The 25,634-nt window shown below is 46.1% G+C and carries 18 protein-coding genes; 8 read left to right on the top strand and 10 right to left on the bottom strand.

Going from position 1 to position 25,634, the window contains the following annotated elements; genetic code table 11:
- The first annotated feature begins 364 nt into the window (after nucleotides 1-364).
- Entirely contained in the window at nucleotides 365-1,162 is a 798-nt protein-coding gene (locus MF542_RS14210) for a DUF1989 domain-containing protein (protein WP_247020603.1), read from the top strand.
- Here MF542_RS14210 and MF542_RS14215 read toward each other — a convergent pair.
- From MF542_RS14215 to MF542_RS14235, 5 genes are all read right to left on the bottom strand, one after another.
- Nucleotides 1,152-1,907: an SDR family NAD(P)-dependent oxidoreductase gene (locus MF542_RS14215; protein ID WP_247020605.1), complete on the bottom strand. Its 756-nt coding sequence runs from the start codon at nucleotides 1,905-1,907 to the stop codon at nucleotides 1,152-1,154. The genes MF542_RS14210 and MF542_RS14215 overlap by 11 nt on opposite strands.
- 193 nt (nucleotides 1,908-2,100) lie before the next feature.
- Nucleotides 2,101-3,057: a transcriptional regulator GcvA gene (gene gcvA, locus MF542_RS14220; RefSeq protein WP_247020607.1), complete on the bottom strand. Its 957-nt coding sequence runs from the start codon at nucleotides 3,055-3,057 to the stop codon at nucleotides 2,101-2,103.
- Between the two features lie 120 nt (nucleotides 3,058-3,177).
- Nucleotides 3,178-4,659 carry an amidase gene (locus MF542_RS14225; protein WP_247020609.1) on the bottom strand — a complete coding sequence of 494 codons (1,482 nt, stop codon included), beginning with the start codon at nucleotides 4,657-4,659 and terminating at the stop codon, nucleotides 3,178-3,180.
- A 73-nt stretch (nucleotides 4,660-4,732) separates the two neighbouring features.
- On the bottom strand, nucleotides 4,733-7,036 hold the full coding sequence (locus MF542_RS14230) for a TonB-dependent receptor (protein ID WP_247020611.1): 2,304 nt from the start codon (nucleotides 7,034-7,036) through the stop codon (nucleotides 4,733-4,735).
- A gap of 299 nt (nucleotides 7,037-7,335) precedes the next feature.
- The gene (locus tag MF542_RS14235) at nucleotides 7,336-8,244 is read right to left on the bottom strand and encodes a polysaccharide deacetylase family protein (protein ID WP_247020613.1); all 909 of its coding nucleotides are present in this window, start codon (nucleotides 8,242-8,244) and stop codon (nucleotides 7,336-7,338) included.
- A 227-nt stretch (nucleotides 8,245-8,471) separates the two neighbouring features.
- On the opposite strand from MF542_RS14235, the gene MF542_RS14240 reads away from it, so the two are divergent.
- The gene (locus MF542_RS14240) at nucleotides 8,472-9,905 is read left to right on the top strand and encodes a S41 family peptidase (protein WP_247020615.1); all 1,434 of its coding nucleotides are present in this window, start codon (nucleotides 8,472-8,474) and stop codon (nucleotides 9,903-9,905) included.
- 110 nt (nucleotides 9,906-10,015) lie between these two features.
- Here MF542_RS14240 and MF542_RS14245 read toward each other — a convergent pair whose 3' ends face one another.
- The gene (locus tag MF542_RS14245) at nucleotides 10,016-13,267 is read right to left on the bottom strand and encodes a VPS10 domain-containing protein (protein ID WP_247020617.1); all 3,252 of its coding nucleotides are present in this window, start codon (nucleotides 13,265-13,267) and stop codon (nucleotides 10,016-10,018) included.
- Between the two features lie 192 nt (nucleotides 13,268-13,459).
- Nucleotides 13,460-15,502 carry a TonB-dependent receptor plug domain-containing protein gene (locus MF542_RS14250; RefSeq protein ID WP_247020619.1) on the bottom strand — a complete coding sequence of 681 codons (2,043 nt, stop codon included), beginning with the start codon at nucleotides 15,500-15,502 and terminating at the stop codon, nucleotides 13,460-13,462.
- Nucleotides 15,503-15,846: 344 nt separating this feature from the next.
- Here MF542_RS14250 and ggt point away from each other — a divergent pair, with 344 nt between their 5' ends.
- The 6 genes from ggt to MF542_RS14280 all read left to right on the top strand — a co-directional run bounded on the left by ggt (nucleotide 15,847) and on the right by MF542_RS14280 (nucleotide 22,039).
- On the top strand, nucleotides 15,847-17,625 hold the full coding sequence (ggt, locus tag MF542_RS14255) for a gamma-glutamyltransferase (RefSeq protein WP_247020621.1): 1,779 nt from the start codon (nucleotides 15,847-15,849) through the stop codon (nucleotides 17,623-17,625).
- A 195-nt stretch (nucleotides 17,626-17,820) separates the two neighbouring features.
- Nucleotides 17,821-18,495, top strand: a complete 675-nt coding sequence (locus MF542_RS14260; RefSeq protein WP_247020623.1) for an ABC transporter ATP-binding protein — start codon at nucleotides 17,821-17,823, stop codon at nucleotides 18,493-18,495.
- Complete coding sequence (locus MF542_RS14265) at nucleotides 18,492-19,781, top strand: ABC transporter permease (RefSeq protein ID WP_247020625.1); 1,290 nt, start codon at nucleotides 18,492-18,494, stop codon at nucleotides 19,779-19,781. The genes MF542_RS14260 and MF542_RS14265 overlap by 4 nt, the downstream gene beginning before the upstream one ends.
- Nucleotide 19,782: 1 nt before the next feature.
- Complete coding sequence (locus tag MF542_RS14270; RefSeq protein WP_247020627.1) at nucleotides 19,783-20,295, top strand: DUF3299 domain-containing protein; 513 nt, start codon at nucleotides 19,783-19,785, stop codon at nucleotides 20,293-20,295.
- Between the two features lie 82 nt (nucleotides 20,296-20,377).
- Entirely contained in the window at nucleotides 20,378-20,851 is a 474-nt protein-coding gene (locus MF542_RS14275) for a phosphoribosyl-AMP cyclohydrolase (RefSeq protein ID WP_247020629.1), read from the top strand.
- A gap of 117 nt (nucleotides 20,852-20,968) precedes the next feature.
- Nucleotides 20,969-22,039: an NAD(P)H-dependent flavin oxidoreductase gene (locus MF542_RS14280; protein ID WP_247020631.1), complete on the top strand. Its 1,071-nt coding sequence runs from the start codon at nucleotides 20,969-20,971 to the stop codon at nucleotides 22,037-22,039.
- A gap of 12 nt (nucleotides 22,040-22,051) precedes the next feature.
- On the opposite strand, the gene MF542_RS14285 is transcribed toward MF542_RS14280, so the two are convergent.
- From MF542_RS14285 to MF542_RS14295, 3 genes are all read right to left on the bottom strand, one after another.
- On the bottom strand, nucleotides 22,052-23,593 hold the full coding sequence (locus tag MF542_RS14285; RefSeq protein ID WP_247020632.1) for a serine hydrolase domain-containing protein: 1,542 nt from the start codon (nucleotides 23,591-23,593) through the stop codon (nucleotides 22,052-22,054).
- A 127-nt stretch (nucleotides 23,594-23,720) separates the two neighbouring features.
- Nucleotides 23,721-25,250 carry a M56 family metallopeptidase gene (locus MF542_RS14290; protein WP_247020634.1) on the bottom strand — a complete coding sequence of 510 codons (1,530 nt, stop codon included), beginning with the start codon at nucleotides 25,248-25,250 and terminating at the stop codon, nucleotides 23,721-23,723.
- The gene (locus tag MF542_RS14295; RefSeq protein ID WP_247020636.1) at nucleotides 25,243-25,623 is read right to left on the bottom strand and encodes a BlaI/MecI/CopY family transcriptional regulator; all 381 of its coding nucleotides are present in this window, start codon (nucleotides 25,621-25,623) and stop codon (nucleotides 25,243-25,245) included. Before MF542_RS14295 ends, MF542_RS14290 begins: the two co-directional genes overlap by 8 nt.
- Between the last annotated feature and the right edge of the window lie 11 nt (nucleotides 25,624-25,634).

Raw genomic sequence — 25,634 nt, forward strand, 5'->3', positions numbered from 1 at the left:
TTCATGATTTAATAAAAAAGCCCACCATCCAAGACTCAAGGATGGTGGGCGTCTACCTGAAGCCAACCCGGGGCTAAAGGTAGCTAACCTTCGAAAGGTTAAGTTGGGATGCGTAGGCTACTGCCAACTGATAGGAAACGCTCAGGGGGAGGGAGAGCTCCAATTTTCCGCGCCTACCACATCCTCGGGAGACTAAAACTCATTCCATGAAACATGGAACTGCAATCCCCGATACGCTGGGAAATGCTGTCGATACCTCACGCCGTATCAACACAGAAAATATAGCTTCAGGGACGCCGCAGATAAACTGATCAAAAATGCAGCGTTACATGAAAAATGATCATTAGCGGGACCATTAAAAAGTATGAGCAAACTGGAACAGTGGTTTTGGCTGAGCAAAGCGCACAGCCCCAATAAGAAAGGCTCCAGAATGTGTTATACCACTGAAGAAGAAAAGCTGCGCAGCGCGCTAGGGTCTGCTGCAGAATTAAAAGGCTTTAATGATACCCTGGTTACCTCTGCATCACCGAGTGGCCGTGTCGAGTTTAACAAAACTTACCGTATACCTGCCAGACAAGGCCGTGCGGTTATTCTCAAGAAAAACGAATATCTGGTTCTGGCAAACCCAACGGGGCGTCAAGTATGTGATCTATGGGCCTTTAATGCCGAAAATCAGGCTGAATATATGTCCATGGAACATAGCCGAACTGCGTTAAATCGAACTATTCCCAGAGAAGGAGATAAGCTTGTTACCAACCGCCGTCGGCCTATTCTTGAAGTTGTCGCAGATTCATCAGCTGGCATTCACGATACAGTAATCGCGGCCTGTGATGTGTACCGATATGAAGAATTGGGCGTTGAAGGATATCATGATAATTGTTCCGATAACATGCGAATGGCCATGTACGCTATCGGCAGAACGCAGGCCTACGTGCCGAGCCCTTTCAATGTGTGGATGAATGTTCCAGTCGAGGAAAATGGTGCTTTTCGCTGGCTACCACCGGTTTCAAAAGAACGGGATGAGATAGTCCTTAAGGCCTGTATGCCAACTATCATTGCAATGTCAGCATGCCCACAGGATATCACGGTGGTGAATGGTGACAGTAAAACCACTCATCCACTCGATTTTATTGTAAAACCCGCAAGCTCCCTTACGGCATAACGGCACCACCGTTGGGCCCTAGAGTTTGACCAGTTATGAAAGTGGCCTCCGGGCCACTTAAAAACCTGACACAGCCAGCTACTTCATCAACCGTACCCAAACGCCCCATTGGGTTGTTCAGTTCAAGTTCCAAACTTTCCTCAGACATACGCTTTGGATCTAACATACGTGTGGAGATAGGCCCTGGTGCAATGGTATTAACCAACACATAAGGTGCAAATTCTGTAGCCCAGGACTTTGTAAGGTTCATCATAGCTGCTTTTGATGCTGCATAGAGGGCATTGTTCGGACGTCCAAGGTATCCCAGCTCTGATCCAATATTGATCAGCCGCGGGAGATCGCTTCGGCCTTGCATACGCCTCAGCGCTTCTTTTCCGACAAAGAAAGCACCTCTTACATTGGTATCAAAAATATACTGGAAATCTTCTTCCGTACTATCAAGAAACGGCTTGCTAAGCGCAACGCCGGCATTATTCACCACAATATCAATCGCGCCCCAGACTTCATCAATATAGTTGAACATCTGCCGAACATCGATCTCATTGGAGACATCAGCACGCACAGGCATGCACTTCCCCCCTAAAGACCGTATCTCGGTTACAACATTATTGATGTCGTCTTCAGATTCATTCCAGTTCAAGACCACTTGAGCACCTGCTATTGCTAGTGCCTTGGCGCATGCCCGGCCAATACCTCTGCAAGAACCTGTAACTAACGCGATCTTCCCGTTCAACTCTTGTGTCATCCGGATAAAGCCTCATTTCTCTGATAGCGAAAAGCCCGGCTTTATTGTGGATATACAGATGATAAAGCCGCTTCCCAGCTCGGATTTTCTCTATTTTAAGAGTAACGATTAATTGGCTTAATCTACGAGCGATAAGAGCTAATCTGATAGCTGAGGAATTTAGACCTTTAGATGAGTTAAAGTTATTTGAGGACTATTCAGAAGGTTCATTGTCCTTTAACCACTCTTTTTCCATAAGAGCGCCAACGGCTGTATCCCTGAAAGTATCAGCCTCTTCCAATAGCCAGTTTTCAAAAGCTTTTACCTTCTTGCTCTCGGAATGAAGCTGATTGCAAACGAGATAATAACTTTTATCTTTCAACAGCTCAGGAACAGGCACGATCAATCGCCCTGCTTCAATGTGAGAAGCGCTAGCCAGTAGACTTGTGAGCGCAATACCACGACCGTCTAAAGCTGCCTGAACACAAATATGCTCGTCACTATAGGTTTCTGCTAAATCCAGATTAGGTTTTTCAATGCCACATTCAGCGAACCATTTTTCCCAGTCAGGATCTTCTTCACAAAACCCACTCCATTCATAAACAATTAGCGGATGTTTGAGCAGATCTTCCGGCGTAATATCGCCACTTTCAAATAAATCAGGCGAACAAACTGGCGCTACATAGTTATCGAGTATCCAAGAATAATATTGATCGCCGTAATCACCAGTACCGTGCCTGATTGCAATATCAATATTGTTTACAGCAAAATCGCGTACCATATCACTGGCATCAAGCTTTACCCGGAACTCCTGATTTTCAGCGCTAAAGGTATGCAAACGAGGCGATAGCCATTTACTGGCGAATGTCTTTGTCGTGGTGATATGGATAGGACCACTGGCATCACTATCCGTAATAGCAAGTGAAGCTTCTTCAAGCTTACGAAAAGCTTCATGCACATGCGGTGCGTATACTTCACCAGCCTGAGTAAGGGATAAAGACCGGGTCAACCGGTTAAACAGCTTTAGACCAAGATCATCTTCAAGGGCTTTGATCAAATGGCTAATCGCTGTAGGCGTAACGTTTAATTCTTCAGCCGCCTTTTTGAAGCTCAAGTGCCTTGCTGCAGCATCAAATGCCTGAAGTCCTCTAAGCTGCGGAAGTCTTGCCATATGTTAAAGCCTCAAATTTCCCGTCTGATTAAAGTATGTTAGCCAGAATTTAATAATAAAGTCTATATGCCAGCGGTGAAGTATGATGGGGCACGTATGCCCCACTCCATTCAGCCGTTCTTACAACACACGCGCTTTACACACATCATAATGTTGCTGCCACGGGGCAACTAGCTCAAAGGCACTGCTGAGCGCGATAACATCACCATCTGCCCCCATCCGGCCCGTGATATGAAGCCCAATTGGCAATCCATCTTTGCTAAGCCCCGCTGGCACATTTGCAGCAGGATGCCCTGTGAAATTATTGAAGTATGTCATACACCAACCAATAAGAGGTTCAACCTGTTCACCCTCAAGTTCTATTGGCCCCATAGTATCGCCATTTTGCTCATTCAAAACGGGTAAACAAGCAAGAGTGGGAGAGACAATAGCGTCATAACCTTCCAGTACGCGCTGGAATTCATCAAAGATTTCACCGCGAATACTTTGTTGGCGGTGATGCTCTACAAATGTGAGCTCTTCCGAAGCATATTTTGACCATTTAATGAATTCATCAGGCACCTGTTGCATATCACCGCTCAAGAGATCGACGCCATTTTGCTTCAAGCTATCGAGCACATGATTGTTGAGCGGAGCAAATAATTTGCACCAAAGTTCACCCAGTTCATAAGCAGAGTGCTTAATGTCAAACTTCACATCCTCAACGACAACACCCGCTTCCCGTAGTTTTTCAGCTGTACGGCGAACTGCGGCTCGTACTTCCGGAACAACCGGGAAAATTCCAAAATCTTCAGTAAACGCTACTTTCATGCCGCTAACCGGGCGGCCAACATATCCACTCAGATCTTCCTTTGGCATAACAGCTAAAGGATCACCCGGATGCGGCCCACATAAGGCATTAAGCGTATTTACGGCATCTTTAACATTACGCGTGATTGGACCCATATGAATGAACGGTGTGGAAGCACCAAAAGCATTTGGCCTTATAAGAATAGGTGAGCGACCAAAAGAAGGCTTGAACCCATAATTGTTACACCAGGCAGCTGGAATACGAATAGAACCACCCCCATCAGTTCCTTCCGCTATTGGTACTAAACCATCAGCTACCGCTGCAGCACTACCACCTGACGAACCGCCGCTGTTGTAGTTGGTGTTAAATGGGTTTCCCGTAGGACCAAAAAGGAAATTGTCACAAGTACCTCTATAACCAAACGTAGGGCTATTTGTTTTACCAACAATAATCGCACCAGCCGCTTCCATGCGTTCTGTATAAGCGCAGTTGTTTTCTGCAATGTTATCCTTCATCGCTGGAACACCACCAAGTGTGGACGGCCATCCTTCCTTAAAATCAAAGAGGTCTTTCATAGCTGTTGGAATACCGTGAAGTGGGCCTTTGTAATCACCGCGCATTATCTCATCTTCAGCCGCCTTAGCATTTTCGAGGGCTTCTTCAAAAGCCGTAAACACAAAAGCATTCATAGATGCATTTCGTGCTTCAATGCGGTTGATAGTACTTAACATTACTTCCACCGGAGACACTTCCCGCGCTCGGATTAAATCAGCGATTTCATAAGCCGCCATATATGCAAAATCATTGGTCATTGATCGGTCTCCAACCCTCAAACTAAACGGTTTTCAGAGGCCCGTAAGCCCCTGATGATTTCTATCTCAATGTTTAGAAGCGTACGCCTGCGGAAACACCAAACACTCTTGGTGGACCATAGATATTCAAGAGCCAGCCAAAGCTTGGTAGGTCATTCGCATAAGTCCGGTATGTGGTATTGGTTATGTTACTGCCGTAAATGGAAACGCTGTATTTCTCGGTGACATCGGTAAGCGTGATACGGGCATTACCAATCCAGTAAGCATCTTCAAGGTTAGACGGTGCGTTCACTGTTTCCAGGAACTGGTCATCGCGCCAGCTCCAATCTGTTGAAACAATCATGTTCCAATCATCACTTACTTCGAACTCATAGCGAAGCTGACCATTGAAGGTCCACTCAGGCGCATTTACCGGCGTAAAGCCATTAAGGCTTACACCAGCCGCCGTAATATCGCTTACGATTTCAGAATCAAGCCAACCGCCTGCAACGTTCAGTTCAAGGCCAGGCGCAAGAAGGAACTGACCATCAATCTCAATACCTTTGGTATCAATAGAGGCAGCGTTCACAGCAACTGGAAGAACCGCGAAAGGTGTATCCACATTTACGATACCATTAGAGAAATCATAAATGAAACCAGATACATTTACTCGAGCACGGTTATCAAGGAATGTAGTTTTGAAACCAGCTTCATAAGCAGTGATTGTTTCAGGCTCAAGAGACGTGAAACCTTCCTGTGCAGAAACAAATGTCGCGTTATAACCGCCTGAACGGAAACCTGTAGAAACATTACCAAAGAACAAGAACTGATCAAAAGCTTCCAGCTCTGGTTCCCATTCGAAACCTACTTTGAAGTTTACGTTTTCGTCTGTACGCTCACCACCATCTGGCAACAGTGTATGTGTTGCAAGCGTAGCAACGATTGTTTCTGGGCCATCTTCACCATCACCAAAGTCGATAGAGCCTAAGCCCGCATCCGTACCGCCAACGATAGTTACTTCTTCTCTACTCCATCGAATGCCGCCTGTAAGGCTAAAAGAGTCAGTAAGTTGGAAGTTATTGTGCAAGAAAGCCGCAACGGCTTCATTGCTCTGCGTAAAGCTAGAGAACAAGCCTGGTACAGCACCACCTGCAACACGTAGGTATTCTGATTGACGGAAATCATCTTTCAGATAGTAAAGGCCCGCAACATAGTTCCAAACACCAGCATTATCTGAAGCAAGGCGCAGTTCCTGACCAAATACTTCTACTTTATCATAGTAGAAATTCTCAATACCCGGTCCAGGCGTACCATCAGCATCTTCACGCTGGTCGCGTTCAAATGTTTGGTAAGTTGATATGGAAGAGAATGTACCAATTGAGAAATCATGATCAATGCGAAGTTGGCCGATGAAAGATTCGTTATTCACTTGGTGTTCCACATCACCTTCTGATGTGAAAGGATCATCGTCACCCGGGTTCAAACCATCAATTGTACGTACACAATTAGCTGTATTACCGCGCGCAGTACCATTCAGATACTCAGGGCAGAATTCAGGTGCACCAGCAGCTACCGATTCAGGAGTTGCAACACCTACACCTTCATACGGAATAAAGTCGGAACGATCCTGACCGTAAGAAAGTGACAAGTTCACCTCAGTGTTTTCACCAGCCCAATTAAGCTGGCCACGCACTGCCCACTTATCAGTTTTGCCTTCATCCTCATTTCGTGTGGTATTTTCATAAAAACCCTGCCCCTGATTAATAACAAAACCAGACAGGCGGAGGCTTAGGCTATCAGTAAGTGGTGTATTGTATACACCTTCAACACGGAGCGTTTCATAAGTATCAAACCCAGCATTAATGCTAGCTTCAAACTCATTATGCGGCTTATTTGTGAAAAAGTTTACCGCGCCACCTGTGGCATTCCGACCAAAGAGCGTACCTTGCGGACCTTTAAGCGCTTCAACTCGGCCAATATCAAACAAAAGCAAGCTCGTGGTGAAGCTCTTCGAAATATAGCTTTCATCAACATGTACGGCGATTGGTGAATCCAAATTACTGGAAAATTCATTCACACCAAGGCCGCGTACGTTAAAGTTCGTAGGGCCAAAACCGTAGTTCACCTGAACGTTGGGGATATTTGCCGCTACATCAGCGATATCATCAACATTCAGTTCTTTCATTACATCGCCAGAAAAAGCAGAAAGTGTAACACCAACACTCTGCTGAGATTCAGAGCGTTTTTGTGCGGTTACAACAACCTCTTCAAGAGCATATTTTTGCTCACGTTCTTTTCCATCATCCTGTCCCCACGCTTGTGTTGCCAGAACGGTAGTAACAGCAACAGCACTCATCAGCTGCCGGTGCAACGTGCTCGGTACGAAATGCTTGCGCATTATCATCCTCCCATACATCAGAAATTAATCAGCAGGCACTCCGGGAGCAGCTGCCGCAGCCCATCATCGGGCACCCTTTTCCCCGACACTGAGTATGAAAGAAGACTCCCCTGACATCATGTGAGATAAATTCAGCCTATAGATGAATGCACTCAAAACACAAACTAAAGCATTGATTACAAATGTTTTATAAGCATCCTAAGGTTACTCTTCGCAAAGGAGTTCACATCCAAAGAAAAGCCCCGAAACCAACAAAGGTTTCGGGGCAAGATGTCTCTCTGAGCGCCTGAAGATCAGTGCTACTTTTTATGTTCTCGCGCCGCTGGAAACTGTGCCTGTGGATAATAAGGCAACCTGTCCACCCTTATATCCTGTGCACCTGTTTCATGCTGGTTTTGAACATATGAAGCGATTTCATGAACCGGAGCAAACCATACATCACCGCGTTCAAGCACCCGTTCAAGCCATTCCTCCACCATCGACCAGCGGGATAACCGTCCAGTCAGGAATGGGTGCCAGATAGACATCCAAAAACCACCATATTTGTGCTGTGCTTCAAACTCTTCCCAGAACCCCTGAAGGCCATGTGACGCGGGCTGAACATGCATCATATAATCAATTTCAGGGTAATGTGCGAAAGGTGGCCAATCATCAACAGCCCAATGAACAGGCGCTTCCACCAAGCTACCCTTATCTGTCTGCAGAATGTATGGTGTATCATCCGCCATCATAGAGCTTTCATAAAGAAAGCCGTGTTCAATCAGCAGATCAACCACAGCCATGTTTACGTTGTAAACAGGTGCCCGATAACCTTTCGGCTTACTGCCGGTCATACGCACATGCACGTCTAGGGCTTTTTCAAACCAGTAACGCTGTTCTTCTGCTGAATGCGTAGTAGGATCTTCATGAATATAGCCGTGGTGTGCGATTTCATGCCCCCCCTCCAGGATATTTTCCACCATCTCTGGATATTGTTCCATACACCACGCAGGAATAAAGAATGTCTGTCTAATGCCAAATTTTTTATAGGTATCCAATATGCGGTGCATTGCAGCAGTTGGACCGTAAAGTCCCATAGAAAGCGGGCACAGTCGATCATGGCCGTCATTAGGTTTAGAAATATGGATCAAACTGTCCGCATCAATATCAAACGTAATGGCAGCCGCGCATTTAGCACCTTCTGGCCAAGCTATCTTGTTCTTAATCATCACAGACCTCCTGTTTTATCAAAAACAGAATGACCGAAGCCTAGATAGCGAACACCCGAAAATAGCTAAAGCGATAGGTGATCTCAGCTATATCGCCAAGTTTTCCCCGCTTTTAACTCTTCGGTTCAACATTTTTTAAAAATGGCTTGAAAACGACCACCATCAGCTAAACATAAGTTAAAGCTTATAAATTATAATAAACTATACCTTCATGCGAGGCTCAGAAAATGAAAACGACCCTAATCGCTTCAAGCGCTATGCTCTTTAGCGTTTGCGCAACAGCGACCCCTGTAAACAGTACTGCTCAGACATCTTCTCAACAAACCGAAGTACAAACAAAACGACTGCCGGAAGGCGAATTAGTTTCAGCTGAGGCACTTAGAGAGGACTTGGCACAGCTAAAAGATCTGCTGGAGACTACTCATCCCGATCCAAGGTTCACCATGGATGTGGAACAGGTGAAGTTTCAAATAGAGAGACTTTCGGAAGGATTAAAGAAACCGCTGAGCCACTATGAAGCTTGGCAATATTTCGCGCAGTTAAACCCATATTTTCAAGACGGCCATATGGCTGTCTTCTTTCCCGAAGCAGGCAAATATCTTCAAAACCATATAGAAAGCGGCGGCCGTCTATTCCCCTTTAAAGTACAAATAGATACAGCAAACCATATTTATATTACTGATACCCAAGGGACAGTTGAAGGCTTCAAAGCAGGTGATGAAATAACACGAATTAACGGCCTCAAATCAGCAGAGATTATAAAAGCTATTTCAAGTAGAATGCACGGCGATTCTCCAAACCACCGCCTTGCCTTAGCTTCTGACAGGTTTTCCCAGATGTATTGGATGCTTTATGGGGACAGCGGTTATTACAAGATTGAAACCAAAAAAAATGGACAGCCCTACACACACACGGTCATTGGTAGTGATCAAAACCCAAGAGCAGTAGATCCGGAGCTTGAAGAACTGGTTCAGCGAAAAGTACTTGATAATGATATTGGGTATCTGCGAATTGACCGTTTTTACTATAAGCCAGCCCATGAAGAAGCCTTTTTCAATTTCATGAAAGCGACATGGCAGGAGTTCCACGATAAGGGCGTAAAAGATGTAATTATTGATGTACGCAAGAACCCTGGTGGCACTGATCACTATTGGCATCTAGGCATTGCGCCTTATGTAGCTTCTGAACCATTTTCTTTTGTTTCGAAATTCAAAGTACGGCTGACGGAAAGAAACCTTCGTCTCGGCCCGGTGAAGGGGGAGCTTGGTTCCATCGTTGAAGCGCCCTTTGACTATATGATCCCTGTTGATGGACAAGAAGAGTTAAAAATACCGGGCCAAGCATACTTGCTAATGGGGCCACTCAGTTATTCATCATCCATTTTATTTTTAACGGCGTTTCAGGATTCAAAACAAGCAGTGATAGCAGGCCCATCAAGTGGCGTTCGATCATGCACAACTGGCCGTATTCAGCCACTTATTTTATCCGGGTCCAAACTCGAAGTGACTTTACCAACAGCTATCTTTACCCGGTCATCGGGGGATGCTTTATGCCAACAGCCCATGACACCAGATCTCATTATTTCTAGTAACCCTATAAATCCAGAAGCTGAGGTAGCTGATCTAGCGGAAAAAATTATTGCAGGACGCACAGCAAACTAAAAACCGGCAAACTGCTAGACAATAACCACACGTTCAATAAAAAGAGCCACCGGCGATAATTACCGGTGGCTCCTTCATTTAATCACTTATGTGATATTCAAGCACTGGAATTACTCAGCGCTTGGCAGCTTCATTGAGCCGCGCACCCAAGGGGCACCAGCATCTTCCAGAGCTTTCTCAAACGCAGGGATTGTCTGCTCAGTCATGATACCAAGGCGACGGCGCACATCTCGGAAGGCTTCAAGCGCGTAGCCCATTTGCTCATGGCTCTGTGGTGTAGGCCCGTAAGAACTACCACTGTTAAACTGTGCAAAACCAATACGGCTTGAAATAGTTTCCGGCTCAGCACCTTTACGGTCATCCGCCTTCTTACCATTCAACAGTTCAGCTAAGCTGAACAGCTCTGCACGAATAGCTTCATACTGTGTTTCAAGAGCTGCCTGATCAGCTGTACGGTCCATCGCCACGCGGTAGACTTTAAGCTGCTTCTGTAGGTCACTGATCACAGCACTTGCCGCGCGAACAGCAGCACCAGCTTTGCTAACCTTCTGCTGGAAGGCCTGCACTTCAGCAGCTGATGCTTTCTGAAGCGTTGGTGCAACATCGGCTACCACTTCGAAAGAAACCGGCTGTGCCAGCTGGCGAATATTGCCGTTCTCCCGCACATTCAGTGTTGCTGTATATGTACCAGGAATAGCTTTTACACCGTTCGCATTCTTCGCACGTGAAGAACTCGCCGCATAAGTAATCGCTTCCTGTGCCGCATGGTGAAGGTCCCATGTTACCCGCTGCACACCTTTTTTGTTTGCAGCTGCTACATGACGGATCACTTTTCCAGAAGCATCCTTAATGGTTACAAATACCTTTGGTTTTGCTTCACGAAGCTCAGCTTCAAGCACATCCCAGGCCGGGAACAATACATCTTTGCCATCTTTAGCGAGTTTTTTATCTGCAGCAACACGCTTTTGCTTAGATGTTTTAAACGTGTCTTTCAGATAATATGTAAAGGTTGCACCGTATGGTGGGTTATCAGCAACCCACTGGTTAGCACCCTGATTATCACTATGAAGGCCATCTTCATTGAAAAGAAGCGTTTTATCTTTAGCAAATAGGAGCGCTTCCTGATCAAGTGTATCGTTATTCAAACCACGAAGAGCTGAATAATCATCAAGAATGAAGATACCACGGCCAAAGCTACCTGCTACCAGATCATTTTCTCTACGCTGAATGCGAACATCACGGAAAGAAATTGTTGGAACACCGCCTGTTAGCTCTACCCAGTTTGAACCACCATCAACTGTGAAATAAAGGCCAAACTCAGTACCAATGAACATAAGGTCTTTATTCACATGGTCCTGTGTAATACGCCATACGAGGTTCTTCTCTGGCAGACCACCTGTGATCATTTTCCAGCTTTTACCACGGTTTGTACTTTTAATAAGGTAAGGCTTATAATCACCTTCCTTATGGTTATCGAGTGCTGCGTAAACTGTATCGGCATCGAAACGGTCAGCACGGATATCATTCACGTATGCACGCGCAGGAACGCCTTTGATTTTACCAATCTCGTAACGTGTCCAGTTCTCACCGCCGTCAGACGTAGCCTGAATAAGGCCATCATCTGTACCCACATAAAGGATATTTTCATCCACTGGGCTTTCAGCCACGTTCGCAATCGTGTTGTAGTTGGACATCGCATAAAGATCCCAACCTGCTTCAGCACCCCACTTGCGGTCCATCATCGGAATGTGCAAGCGGTTCTCATTGCGGGTCAGATCAGGGGAAATCGCTGTCCAGCTATCACCACGATCATCAGAACGCCATAGGCGCTGTGATGCGTGATATAGGCGTTTCGGATCATGATGAGAAACGTTGATCGGCGCATCCCAGTTGAAGCGCTCTGCCGGGTCACCCGGTTTACCTTGCGGCTGAATGTAGATTGTTTCCCGTGTTTTGCGGTCATAACGGTTCAGGTTACCCTGCTGCCACTGCGCATAAACAATATCTGGATTGCCAGGCTCTGTTGCAGGCTGGTGACCATCACCACCCATAATCAGATACCAATCTGAATTTTTGATACCATCTTCACGGCGTGTACGGCTTGGGCCACCTTGAGTGGAGTTATCCTGTGTACCACCATAAACATTATAGAATGGGTAATCATCATCAGCCGCAATCTTGTAGAACTGCGTTACAGGGATACCCTCCATAAAGCGCCATGTTGCCATGTTATCGCGGCTCTCATAAAGACCGCCATCTGAACCTACCAAAATGAAATCAGGGTCAGTTGGGTGGAAAGCAAAAGCATGATCATCAACGTGGCGGTTCTTTAGGTTCACGTTCTTCCATGTTTTACCGCCATCCATTGAGAAAGAACTTACGTTACTTGACATATAAACCATGTCAAACGTGTCAGGATCTACGAAGATTTCCTGATAATAGTGAGGTCCTGTACCACCACCAACGATATCAGACATTTTCTTCCAGCTTGCACCCTTGTCTGAAGAACGCCAGAAACCACCTTTACGGCCATTTGTTTCAATTGCTGCATACACAACGTTTGGATCAATTGGTGATACAGCGATGCTTGATTTACCAAGATCTCCCCCCGGCAAACCTGTTTTCATCTTCACCCAAGTTTCACCACCATCATCAGATGTGAATAGGCCAGATCCCGGACCTGTATCAATTAACGCTGCGACAGTACGTTGGCGCTGCCATTTAGCGGCATAAAGCTTATCTGGGTTGCTCGGATCGATTGCCAGTGTGCCTACACCAGTCCATTCGTCGCCCTCAAGAACATTGCGCCATGTTTTACCACCGTCCGTAGTTTTATAAACACCGCGCTCACCGCCTTTTGACCAAAGCGGTCCCTGAGCAGAAACCCAAACTGTATTTGAATCTGTTGGGTGAATAACAATATCGCCAATATGCTCCGAAGCTTTCAGCCCCATGTTCTTCCATGTTTTACCGCCATCAAGCGATTTATAAACACCATCACCGAATGAGATATGGCGACCACCATTATTCTCACCTGTACCAACCCAGATAATGTTTGGGTTGCTAGGATCAATGGTAACATCACCAATGGAATAAACATCCTGATCGTCAAAGATCGGCTTCCATGTTGTACCTGCATTCACTGTTTTCCAAACACCACCAGATCCCATAGCAACATACCATGTAGATGGATCGGTCTGATCAACTGCGATATCAGATACACGTCCAGACATGTAAGCCGGACCAATATTCCGAACTTTCATACCAGCAAAAGTTTTTGCAGACATCAAATCATCGTCTGCAGCCAGCAGTGGTGATGTAGCCATCATCAGTGCCAGCCCTAAGTTAATCCCAAGCTTCATAGGTCTCCCCCTTATGCTTTGTTGGTCTACTCGATTGAAACAGCGAGAACGCTTTACCCATTTCATAGCGAACTTCTATTCCAGAATACAGGAACGTTATAAAATAACATTTTATATACTCAAGTATGCGTGAAAGAAGATGGCCTCTTTTCACAGCTCCTGCACGTCACATGCTTGTGATCTTTGATGGCATTATCCTCCATTAAGCCTAATACCAAATTTTATAGTCCGTCCTGGCGCAGGTAGGCCTAACTGCGGCAAGACAACCGTATCCGTAATATTGTTCAAGGCACCATAAAATTGCAAAGAGCCAAAGCTGGTTTCCTTGAGAGGCACATAAAACTGCACATTAAATTCATTTGATCTGTTAAGTGCCACAACACTATCGTCTTCATCCTCATCAAAAGCGCGACCAGTGTGGTTCATTTCAGCGCGTATATTAGCTCCGCCTTCGAACCTATAGTTCGCGGCCAGCAATATCTGGCTATTAGGTCGCTGAAACAATACTGGACGATTACCTTCTTCATCCCGATTTGCTTCCAAGTCTTGTAGAAGCATATTTGCTTCAAAGCTTAGTCCGTCACTCACCGCCCAAGTGAATGCCGCCTCAAGGCCAATACCGCGTGAACCTTCCAGATTAAACCGCTGACGAAGAACTGAACCATCCACTGTTACATTCCGACGTGAAAGCGTATCATCGATACGCGAAACCCACGGTGTAACCGTTAGTGTAATTGGTAAATCAGCTGGAGCCCAATCAACGGTAATATCAGCCAATAAAGCTGTTTCTGGCCTTAGGTCAGGATTCAAAAGAAAACGCCCAAGCGCCGTGCCATATAACTCCCGCATGGTTGGAAATCTAAGGCGCTGTCCTACCGTTGCAGTAATAGTTAAATCTGGTGATGCCTGCCATTCCAATGCTCCGCTTGCCGCCCATTTCCCAATGGCAGGCTGGTCTGGTCGGCCACCCGTTAGCGGTGTTGCTGCTCTGTCATAAGCAAGTGCAAAAGATGTTTTCACATTTTCGCTTAAAGGCACATCAACTTCGCCACCAACACTGAACAAACGCTGGCGAAACCTTTCCAGTTCCCCGTTCACGCCGCCGAGTACATCGTCTTCGGTTTGCTCATGGGTGCTTTGCTGTAAGGACGCTACCAGTCGTGTAGTGATGAGCGGCTGCTCATGAGAAAGTACAACGCGCCCGCCCCATGTGTTATCTTCATCATCCTGTCTGTCTTCAAGCTCGTTATAATTCGCATCCGTGAAAGACAGTATGGTTTGTTCGAAATCCTGCCGCCAGGTATTTACCCTCAGGCTTGTGGTATCGTTCAAATTGATGTCTGCAGCCAAGTTCATTTGTGTCATATGCCAGTTTGGATATCGCCAAAAACGCGGATTTCCAACAGCGGGGTCAATATGAGCAGCAGCCGCAATACCTTTTTCCGAATTGATATCAAAAACAGACGCACGCACTGTTCCCCATTCTTCATCCAGTGATACGGCTGCAAAAAGGCTTGTACTTTCCAAGTCAGTGTTGGTTCTGCCTTCACCTTCTAGCGGATCAAACGGGATAACATCTGCATCAGCAACACTGATGGCATCACGCTCGAAATGGTTTGCACCAAACTGAAGCGCCCAATTGCCAATTGGAATATAGACATCACCTTCCAACGTGAAGGTATCATGGGTGCCGTATTCCGTGCGCGCGTTCAAACGGAACTCATCACTATCAACAAGAGTAGATATATCGACAACACCTAAAACTGCGTTTGCGCCGTATTCAATAGGTGCTGCGCTTTTGATAACCCGCGCGCTTCTAATCAAACTAGCAGGAAACAGGGAAAGGTCAGCGCGACCATCCCAAGGAACACTGATTGGCGCGCCATCAATAAACACCTGCGACTGGCGCTCTTCCGAACCGCGCAACCTCAGTACTGCTTCACCCCGTGAATTAGTCCGAATACCAACGCCGAGCACCCCTCGGAAAACATCAGTAAAATCTGTTGGAACAGTCTGTTCAAAATATGCCTGATCAAGATCAAGTGCCGGCTGCAGAACTCTATCCTTGCTTCTAACGGCTGTTACGCTGATTTCCTTCAAATCATAAAACTCTGTAGCATCGGCTTGCGCATCAAGAGTAATAAAAGCAGGTAATAATACTGACAGAACAGCTAAGCTGTGAGGCCTGACAATTTTGGTGTTTTGATTAAATTTTATAGTCTGAGGAAACGGCATATCGGGGCAATTTAGGCAATAGTTCAGGATTTAATCGCGAAACACGCGATCACTAATAAAACACACAAAATTATCTCTTCATGTATATCCCCCGCCCCCATGGGATGAACATTCCCTTTGCAAGCTCCAAAGCACGTCCCAAACCGTACTTTCGCTTACATTGCCCGGTAACACACAAGCCTTTGGCCCTTATGTCAAGCAATACCCATATCTCTATAACTTCAGTTAGAGGCAATCACCTTTTCGTGTTTGTATTGGCAATCGTCTGGTTTGCGGTAACCTTCGGTCTGAAAACTCAGGGGCAAATTGCAGCCACACCACGCTGCTTATGAGGGGAGTGAAAAATGAAGTTTCTTAAAAAAGGCGCTGTCACGATAATGCTGGCAGCTTCACTGGCGGCAACCGCAGCTGACGATAAACCAGTTATCGATGATATTGGCGCTGGCGGCAGACCTGTTGGTGCGCTTTGGTCCAGAAGCCCAGTTTATGCAGAACACGGCATGGCAGCCACCGCGCACCCACTTGCAAGCCAGGTTGCGATAGATATCCTCAAATCAGGTGGGAATGCAGTAGATGCAGCCATTGCAGCAAACGCTGCTATCGGACTTATGGAGCCTACTGGCAACGGCATGGGCGGTGATTTATTCGCTATTGTATGGGATCCGAAAACCAAGAAGCTTTATGGCCTTAATGCATCAGGCAGGAGCCCAAAAGGCCGCTCTTATGATGAATTAGCGGCGAGACTGAAGGGCAAGGACACACTACCACCATTTGGGGATTTACCTGTGAGTGTACCCGGTGCTGTAGATGGTTGGTTCGAGCTTCACAAACGCTTTGGCAACAAACCCATGTCAGACGTTTTAAAGCCTGCAATTGACTATGCGGAAAATGGTTTTCCAGTATCGCCAGTAATCGCACGTTATTTCCAGATGAACCTGGCACGCTTTGAAGAACGCATTGCGACAATAAATGAATTTGATAATGCCCGCGCTACTTATTTCAAAAATGGTGCACCGAAAGCAGGATCACTTTTCAAAAACCCTGACCTGGCACGTACCTTTAAGATGTTAGCCAGCGAAGGCAGAGACGCTTACTACAAAGGTGAAATAGCGAAAACTATTGATGCCTATATGAAACGCATTGGCGGAGACCTGCGCTACGAGGATTTTGCAAGCCATAAAAGCGAATGGGTAGACCCTGCTTGTGTTGACTATCGAGGCCATGAACTTTGTGAACTGCCGCCAAACAGCCAAGGCTTTGCAGCCCTTCAAATGGCTAACATTTTGAAAAATGTAGACCTAACCCAATGGTCACGCGGCAGCGCAGAGGTGCTACATTACATTACGGAAGCGAAACGCCTTGCCTTTGAAGACCTAGGTCGCTTCTATGCTGATCCGGCCTTCAGTGATTTTGATATCAAAAGCCTGTTAACCGACGAATATGGCCGTAAGCGCTTTGCTCTTATTGACGCCACCAAGGTTAACCCTAATCCTAAACCGGGTGACCCAAGAATTGAAGGTGAAGGGGATACCACTTATCTGACTGTGGCTGATAAAAACGGCATGATGGTTTCGCTCATTCAATCTAATTATCGTGGTATGGGGTCTGGGCTGGTGCCGGACGGCCTCGGCTTTATGCTTCAGGACCGCGGTCAATTATTCTCTATGGACCCTAATCACCCGAATGTTTACGCACCGGGGAAAAGGCCCTTTAATACTATTATCCCAGCTTTTGTAATGAAAGACGGCCAGCCGTATATCAGCTTCGGCTTAATGGGCGGTGGTATGCAGCCCCAAGGCCACGTTCAGGTACTGATCAATATTGTTGATTACGGCATGAATCTGCAAGAAGCAGGTGATGCAGCAAGGCTTAATCATATCGGTGGCCGCGAGCCAACTGGCCGCATCGGTGATAACAGTGTGGATTTAATCGGAACCCTAAACCTTGAACCAGGCATCAGCGCTGCAACAGTGGCAAAACTGAAAGCAATGGGGCACCGGGTTCAGGTTATTGATAACGGCATTATGTTTGGTGGATATCAGGCCATTATGCGTAACCCTAAAACCGGGGTTTACACAGGCGCAACTGAGATGCGCAAAGATGGCCAGGCCATAGGCTATTGATATCGATTAATTTTCCAATGAAACAGGCAGTGCTGTAGCGCTGCCTTTTGTTTATCTAGGGAACCTCATTTACCGCACACTCCCCGCTTCTTACTATAGTTATAGCCATATTCTTGGAGCTTGCTCATTTAAAAAAGTGATTATATAACATCATTAATCGTATAAATTAATATAACCAACGCTAATATATCGCTCATGCCTACAGATAGTGAAACGCCGCTAATCGAAACTAAAGAACTACGTCACAGCTATAGCGACCAGGAGATACTATACATTAAAAGTTGGTGCTTGCATGAAGGCGAAAACCAACTTCTGCTAGGCGCATCAGGATGCGGAAAAACTACATTAATCTCGCTATTATCTGGCCTGTCCAAACCTTCTTCCGGTGATATTTGGGTAAACGGTATACTACTATCTGGTTTACAATCCGGAGAAATAGACCGCCTGAGAGCATCAATGTTCGGTTTAATTTTTCAGGACTATCATTTAGTTTCCAGCCTAAACGTTTACGAAAACATAACCCTGCCCCAACAATTCACCAACCAGCCTACTGATAAAGGCTGGGCTGAACATCTTCTAAAGCGCTTAGGTTTAACCGATAAGAAACATACCAAGCCTTCAGCTTTAAGCCATGGTGAAGCACAGCGTGTGGCAATTGCTCGAGCCGCGATGTGCCAACCACCAGTCGTTATTGCGGATGAACCAACGTCAGCTCTTGATGATGAAAATACAGCACACGTTATGGAATTGCTAAATAACTTGTGTGCCGAATGGGGTGCAACACTGCTGGTGGCAAGCCATGATAAGCGCATTAAACCTTTCTTTGAAAAGCGCCTCATTTTGAAAAGCCAAGAAACGAGCCCAGCATGATGAAGCTCATTTTCAAATTAACATTGGCAAACATGCTGCACCGTCCATTGAGCACATTTCTTACCATGGCTACGCTTGCTGCTGCGGTTGCCCTGATGTCATTACTTATTCAAATAAGAGAACATACAGCATACCGGCTTAAACAGGATATTGCTGATGTTGATTTGGTTGTTGGAGCTAAAGGCAGCCCTCTTCAGCTTGTTCTTTCAAGTTTACTTCACATAGATATCCCAACAGGCAATATCCCACTTACGGATGCCCAAACCATAATGAAACACCCCTATGTCTCTGAAACATTGCCGCTCGCACTCGGGGATAGTTTCAGAAGATTCAGGGTTGTAGGAACAACGCCTAATATTATGGAATTCTATGATGCTCGTTTAGCTTCTGGCGAAATATGGCATGAAGCTCAGCAGGTGGTCATTGGTTCATCGGTACATAAGGCGCTTAAAATGAACTTGGGCCAAAAGTTTTACAGTTCCCACGGCCTGTCTTCCTCCGGAACCAATGAAGCTCAACACCAACACGCTCCCTATGAAGTAATCGGCATCATGGAGCCAACTTACAGTATTTTAGATCGCCTGATTTTAACGTCTATAGATAGCATATGGCTTGCCCACGGTGAAGAAGCACATGACACCCTAGAAGAACACAGCGAACATGAGGATGAGGCCCATCATCATGAAAAAGATATACTATCTCAGCCCGTCCCAGATTTACAATCAATAGACCCGACAGGTCTTGAAATCACTGCTCTTCTTATTCGGTACAAATCGCCAATCGCAGCCGTTCATATGCCCCGCATGGTCAATTCAACACCCGGATTGCAAGCAGCAGCACCTGCTATTGAAATCACTAGGCTTTTTGACCTCACCACTGGCATCTCAGAAACCATTCAGGCTGTTGCTATAATACTCACGGTGATTGGCGGCGTGAGTATATTTATAACAGTCAGCCATTCTTCAGCCGCGGGATTATACGATATGGCGCTTATGAGAGCAGTTGGAGCCAGTTCCACATTTACTATCAGCCAACGCCTTCTGGAAGGGTTGCTAATCGCCATAACCAGTGCCGTTATTGGTGTTTCCTTAGCCCATCTTTTACTACTGGTTCTTCATGAAACCTACGCCCCTGCTGCAGTATTTGGACTTACGGGCATGCGATTATATTCAACCGAACTTGGTCTGATAATAGGAGCCGTTCTGACTGGGGCTGCTGCATCACTGTGGCCAGCTCTTACTGCCTACCGCGTTGATCCATCTATATTGTTAAAAAGAGGGCGCTAGAATGGAAAATAAGTTCACATACCTCATCCTGATTTTTCTCTGCTTTTTTATAAGCATAAATGTAACTGCTCAGGATGACCTTCTCCGCCCCTTCGCTGAACAAAATATTCCTGAAATATGGAAACCTGCACCAAGTACCCAGGGCTCAATTGATTGGAGCATTTTGACAGATATTGATGTTAGGCAGGAAGAGATTAATAACTTTGTTCAATATGTGCCTACGTTTACACCAGTTCTCAAATCTCTTGATAACTCATCCGTAAAACTCAATGGCTATTTATTACCTCTTGATGCAGGAGAGTTTCAAAGCCACTTTATCCTGATGGCATATCCACACGCCTGCCCTTTCCATATGCCTGGTGGCCCCGGAGGTTTCGTAGAGGTAATCACGGATATACCCGTAAAATTCACCTACGACCCAATATTAATTGAGGGGCATTTCGAGTTGCTGCAAGATTTTTCAATGGGGATGTTTTACCGAATTACTGCTGCATCTGCTGTGAATAACCAATAAGTTACAATCCAAATAAATTATGTAGCCGTATTGTAGCATCGGGATTTTTTTATATATCTAAATCTAATCAATGGAGGACATGATGCCAATTACAGAAACAGAATTAACACAAGCCCGCGAAGCATGGGGAAATGCGCTTATTGCTATTTCAAAAGCATATGAAGAAGGCGGCATTGATGCAGCCAGAGCGCTAGCGAATGACGTACTTGACGCGGCATACGGCTATAACCTTGGCCCGGTTCTATTCAAACCAACGCTTGCAAGCGGTGAGAAAACATTCCGCCCAACAAAAGAAGGCGCCCTAGCCTACTTCGTTGGTCATGATGAAAACTTCCCACTTGATGGCGGTTTCGGCATCAAAGGCTGGCGCGAAGTAGTATCAGAAACATCAGCGAGCTTCATTGAAGGTGATGTTGGCATGTGGATGGGTTGGGTAACCTTCACAGACAAAGACGGCAACGTTACGAAAGTAGACAAAAGCTGGGGTTACAAGAAGGATGAAGAAGGTACACTCCGTATCGTACACCACCATTCTTCACTTCCTTACCAGCCTTAATACCATGGGCCTGTCATTATTATATCTTCGGCAAGATCATAGGATAAATGGTCTTGCCGAAGGAGAATTCCTCAAGGCACTCCTTGTAAAATCATCTCAAAACCTAAATAGATAGTAATGACACTAACATACTCAAATTCTCTTATGGCGAAGCTTTCCCTGAAACTTCCTATTATTCAGGCGCCAATGGCCGGTGTCTCCACGCCAGAACTAGCTGCGGCTGTTTCAAACGCAGGTGGGTTGGGTTCTATTGCACTGGGGGCTTCCAGTGTTGAAAAAGCTCGAAGTGATATCCAGCAGCTTAAAGCCCTCACAAATCAGTCTTTTAACGTTAATCTCTTTTGTCATGCACCCGCACGGCAAAACAAAGAGAAAGAACAGGTTTGGCTGGAAACACTCAAGCCGCTCTTTGACGAATTTGACGCAGACGCACCAGAGGAATTGAAGGAAATATATTTAACCTTCAATGAGAACCCAGACATGCTTCACATGGTTCTGGAAGAAAAGCCTGCTGTTGTTAGCTTTCATTTTGGCCTTCCTTCCCAAACCACAATAGATGCGCTAAAGAATGCTGGCATTTATTTGCTGGCATCGGCGACAAACCTTTCAGAAGCGAAGCTTACTGAAGAAAAAGGGATAGATGCAATTGTTGCACAAGGCTGGGAAGCTGGCGGCCATCGTGGTTGCTTTAACCCGGATGCGGCAGATGAAAAGCTACCCCTTGGTGAATTGCTAAGGCTTCTAACCAAACATATCTCTATGCCCGTCATAGCCGCAGGTGGCTTGATGGATGGGAAAGATATATCCGCAGCTCTGAACAGCGGAGCTGCAGCTGCACAGCTGGGCACAGCCTTTGTTACCTGCCCTGAAACCTGCATTAACGCAGACCACCGCATTGCAGTCGAAAGCGCACAGGAAACGACAATGACACGCGTTGTATCTGGGCGACCAGCCAGATCCATTCGAAATCGTTTCACAGAATTTGGGGAAGCAATCTCCGGCAGTGTTATCCCAGACTATCCCATCGCATATGATGCAGGAAAAGCTATAAATACAGCTGCGAAAGCCATGCGTGAAAACGGCTTTGGGGCTCAGTGGGCCGGATCAGAAGTAGCACGTATTCGGTCTATGCCCGCAGCTGAACTTTTGAAAACTCTCGCAGAAGAAATGTTCCCCCACATCATGTAGGGGAGCCAATATTTATTCGTTTATATAATCGTAGTAAGAACGTTTCCCGTCATTACTAAGTGTCATCCCGATTACATTCTTATGGCCATCTCTGTGGAAAATTAGCTCTGCAGTCCCCATCCGGCCATTAAGGGCTGGCACCATAAACCGGTTACCTGCGGTTGGAACAAGCTCACTTTTCCTGTCTGAGCCTTCTCTCCCCACCATTAACTTCCCGTTTTCTGCTGAGATAATGAGCGGCATATCATAAAAATAATCAATCAGGTTTTCACGGTGTAACTTGGTGAATTCTTCAGATGGTTTGAACGTTCCAGTATAGCTTGCCATCATGGCCTCAGGCAATTTGATCTCTGGGATCAATACAGGTTCGTTAATCACCCAATCATAGGTATCGGCAGCCGCATTTCTAATCTCTACATACAGGTTATTGCCACCGGAACCGTTGGTGAGCACCACAAGCCCATCACCAGTTGCCAGATTACCTTCAATCCAGGCCCGATAACTATCATTCGCGCCACCATGATGGAAAACCCGTTTCAAACCAGAGCCCTGCAGCCGCGGGCCCATTCCGTGAACAGAAGTTGCTACCTTTGTCATCATGTCCACTGCTGTTGCCTGCTTCAGGAAACCTTCATTGGTTCGGTAGCTCTCGATGAGTGCAGCAACTAAGGTTCCGAGCTCATTCGCGCTTGTCCAAAAACCTGATGCAGCCATTTCTGGCATAGCTTCATATCCTCTTGGCAGCGCGACCGCTTCGCCGTTCCGGTTATGCGCTTTCGCAACATTGGGCACAGTTTCGGGCAGAGGGTTTTCAAAACTACTTCTGTTCATACTTAGTGGGGTCAAAAGTGTGCCCTTTGCAGTATCTTCAAATGATTTACCTGAAACATCTGACACGAGTAGTTGAGCAAGAGTGTAACCACCGCCAGAATAACGGTAACGGCTACCCGGTTTATAAACCTGCCTTAAAGCATCCGTCCGTGCAGGCGCGGTGCCGTTCAGGGTATCATAAACCGTTGGCAATTCCTCTCCAGGCAGAAAATCTGGGAAACCGTGAACGTTAAAGCCAGCCGTGTGAGAAAGGATCATACGCAGGTTAATTTTACCATCATCCCACTTCCGATCATCAGGTAGTTTCCATGTTTTCAGGAAATCATTGATATCTCTATCAACATTCAGTTTTCCTTCATCCTGCATTCGGTGAATAAGCGCGGCTGTCACCACCTTACTAACAGAACCAACAGAGAAAAGTGTATCACCATCCACAGGCGTAGCATTTCCGGCTTGCAGCACACCAAAACCTTTTGCCTCATGGAGCCTGCCATCTTTAATGATAGCAATCGCAACACCTGGCACACCGTAATGCTTCATACGTTCAGCCAGGTTAAAGCGAGGCATTTCTGAGCCAACCGCATAACGAGGCCGCAGGTTTTGCTCCAGTTTATCAAGGTTTGAAACCGCTAATACCTGGCCTGATGAAAGCATGCTGGTTGCGAGCACAGCACCAACGATGGTTTTCCCGGCTTTTTGCAACCGTTTTGAAAACATAGACATAAGAATTCCTTACTGTCGTGACATAGGTTTTCCGTTCTCTGCCGCATAGTCTACAGCAGAGTTCGGGCTTTATTGAGGGCCACCTTAGTTTAGAATTAAAGCAGCCAGATGTTTGGAAGTGTTTGGATTAATCTTCTTTACCGACAACAGGCGTTGCACCCTGCCGTTTTAGATAATTAACAATTTTGCTGGATGCTTTCAGCTCAGCCTGCCCAAGAGGTGAACGGTACTCTGCCCGGCCATATATCTCGTTGCCAGTTTTCACACGAAGGTTCACATCTGCACCGTTCTCAACGAGGAACTTCGTCATCGCATAATCATTGTTTTGAACAGCTTGAATAAGTGGTGTTTCATCACCAAGAACAAAACCATTCACATCAGCACCGTGCTTAACCAACAGGCCAGCTATATCTAGATTCCGAGAACCAGCTGCGGCAATCAGCGGATTTCCGTCACCCGGTGCGGGCTTATTTACATCAGCGCCAGCTTCAATCAACATATTAACCATGCCTAAATCACCATTATCAGCAGCGATTAAAAGTGGTGTACCATCACCCGGCATGAAATAATTTACGTTAGCGCCCGATTTTACAAGTACGCGTGCTGCCTGACGTTGCCCTTCAAGAAGCGTAGTCACCAATGCCGAACCCAGCTCAGCTTCTTCACTATCCGTAACTTCAGCAACTCTTGCTGAAGGGCTTTCAATATAAACCGTATTTGAAGCCAGTGTTGCCCATGCGCTGCTACCAATCGTGAGAGCAGATACCGCTAGAGCAGTTAATCCAAGTGTGCGTCGTGTCATGGTTGGTTCTCCGTTTTTTAATTTGCCAACTCGTTGTGTAAGTGGGTGCATACCAGATGGTTTCCACGCACAGCTGAAAGGCGCTGTATGCTGGAACATCAGTTGGGACTTCAACAGCGTTTCTGCATATAGCTTTCGCTGAGTATGGTGCGTGCGCATCACCCGTTCGTCGCACGCAAATTCTTGATCCATTCTGAAATAATTAAAGGCTACATAAACAAGTGGATTAAACCAGTTCACGGCTTTGATAGCAGCGGCCACCAAATTAGCCCGCAGATCACCCGCCTGAATATGAGATTGTTCATGCGCCAAAATAAGCTTCTGTTCTTCTTCTGAGAAAACAGAATGAAAATTCTCTGGCACAATAATGCGAGGCTTTAAAATACCAACCACCGCCGGCCCAACATCATTTCTGGATGCCTTGAACACATTGCCATGTATTTTCTTAAGCCCGCTCTGCTTCATAATCTGTCGCTGCTGAACGGTCATACGGATTACCTTCAGTCCAACACCAACAATCCAGAAAACAGACATCCCACCAAGTATGCTGAGGGAATAGAAGAAGGGCTTATTACCTTCCGGTACAAATGCACTTTCCGCCATCTCACGAGGTTGAACAGCTACCGTGCTATCTTTTATGGTTGCTACTTCAATCTCTGGCAGAACATTTACTTTATAAACAACATCAGCGGGCAACATACTGGCGATCATGGCAATCGGAACAATCGCCCAAAACGCATATGCAATACGTGCTCCAAAAAAATCCTGAAGATGTTTTCTGCATAAAAGCACCAAAATAATTGCAAACGTGGCAGCCACAGCCATGGAAGCTACAGACATCAGAAAATCAATCATCGCCTAATTCCCCAATCAGCTTCTTAAGTTCAGCAATATCCTTCTGGTCCAGCTTTTCATGTTTGGAAAAGTGGGATACCAATGAAGACACACTACCTCCGAACAAGCGGTTCAGCACGCTTTCACCTTCGGTACTGAGATACTCATCACGCGCAAGCACTGGGCTGTAGAGGTATTTCTTACCCTGTTTCTCCGCTGAAATAGCCCCTTTGGAAAGCAGGCGATTAAGAAGAGTCTTCACCGTGCCCGTGCGCCAGTTCTGCTCTTCACCAACGCTACCGGTAATATCTTCTGCGCTTAAAGGATAGGTGCGCCACAGCGCCTCCATAACCTTGCTTTCAGCTTCACTGATATGTGTATTTGAATCTGTCATAGGCTTATTGA

The organism is Kordiimonas laminariae (assembly GCF_023008165.1).
Lineage (GTDB): Bacteria > Pseudomonadota > Alphaproteobacteria > Sphingomonadales > Kordiimonadaceae > Kordiimonas > Kordiimonas laminariae.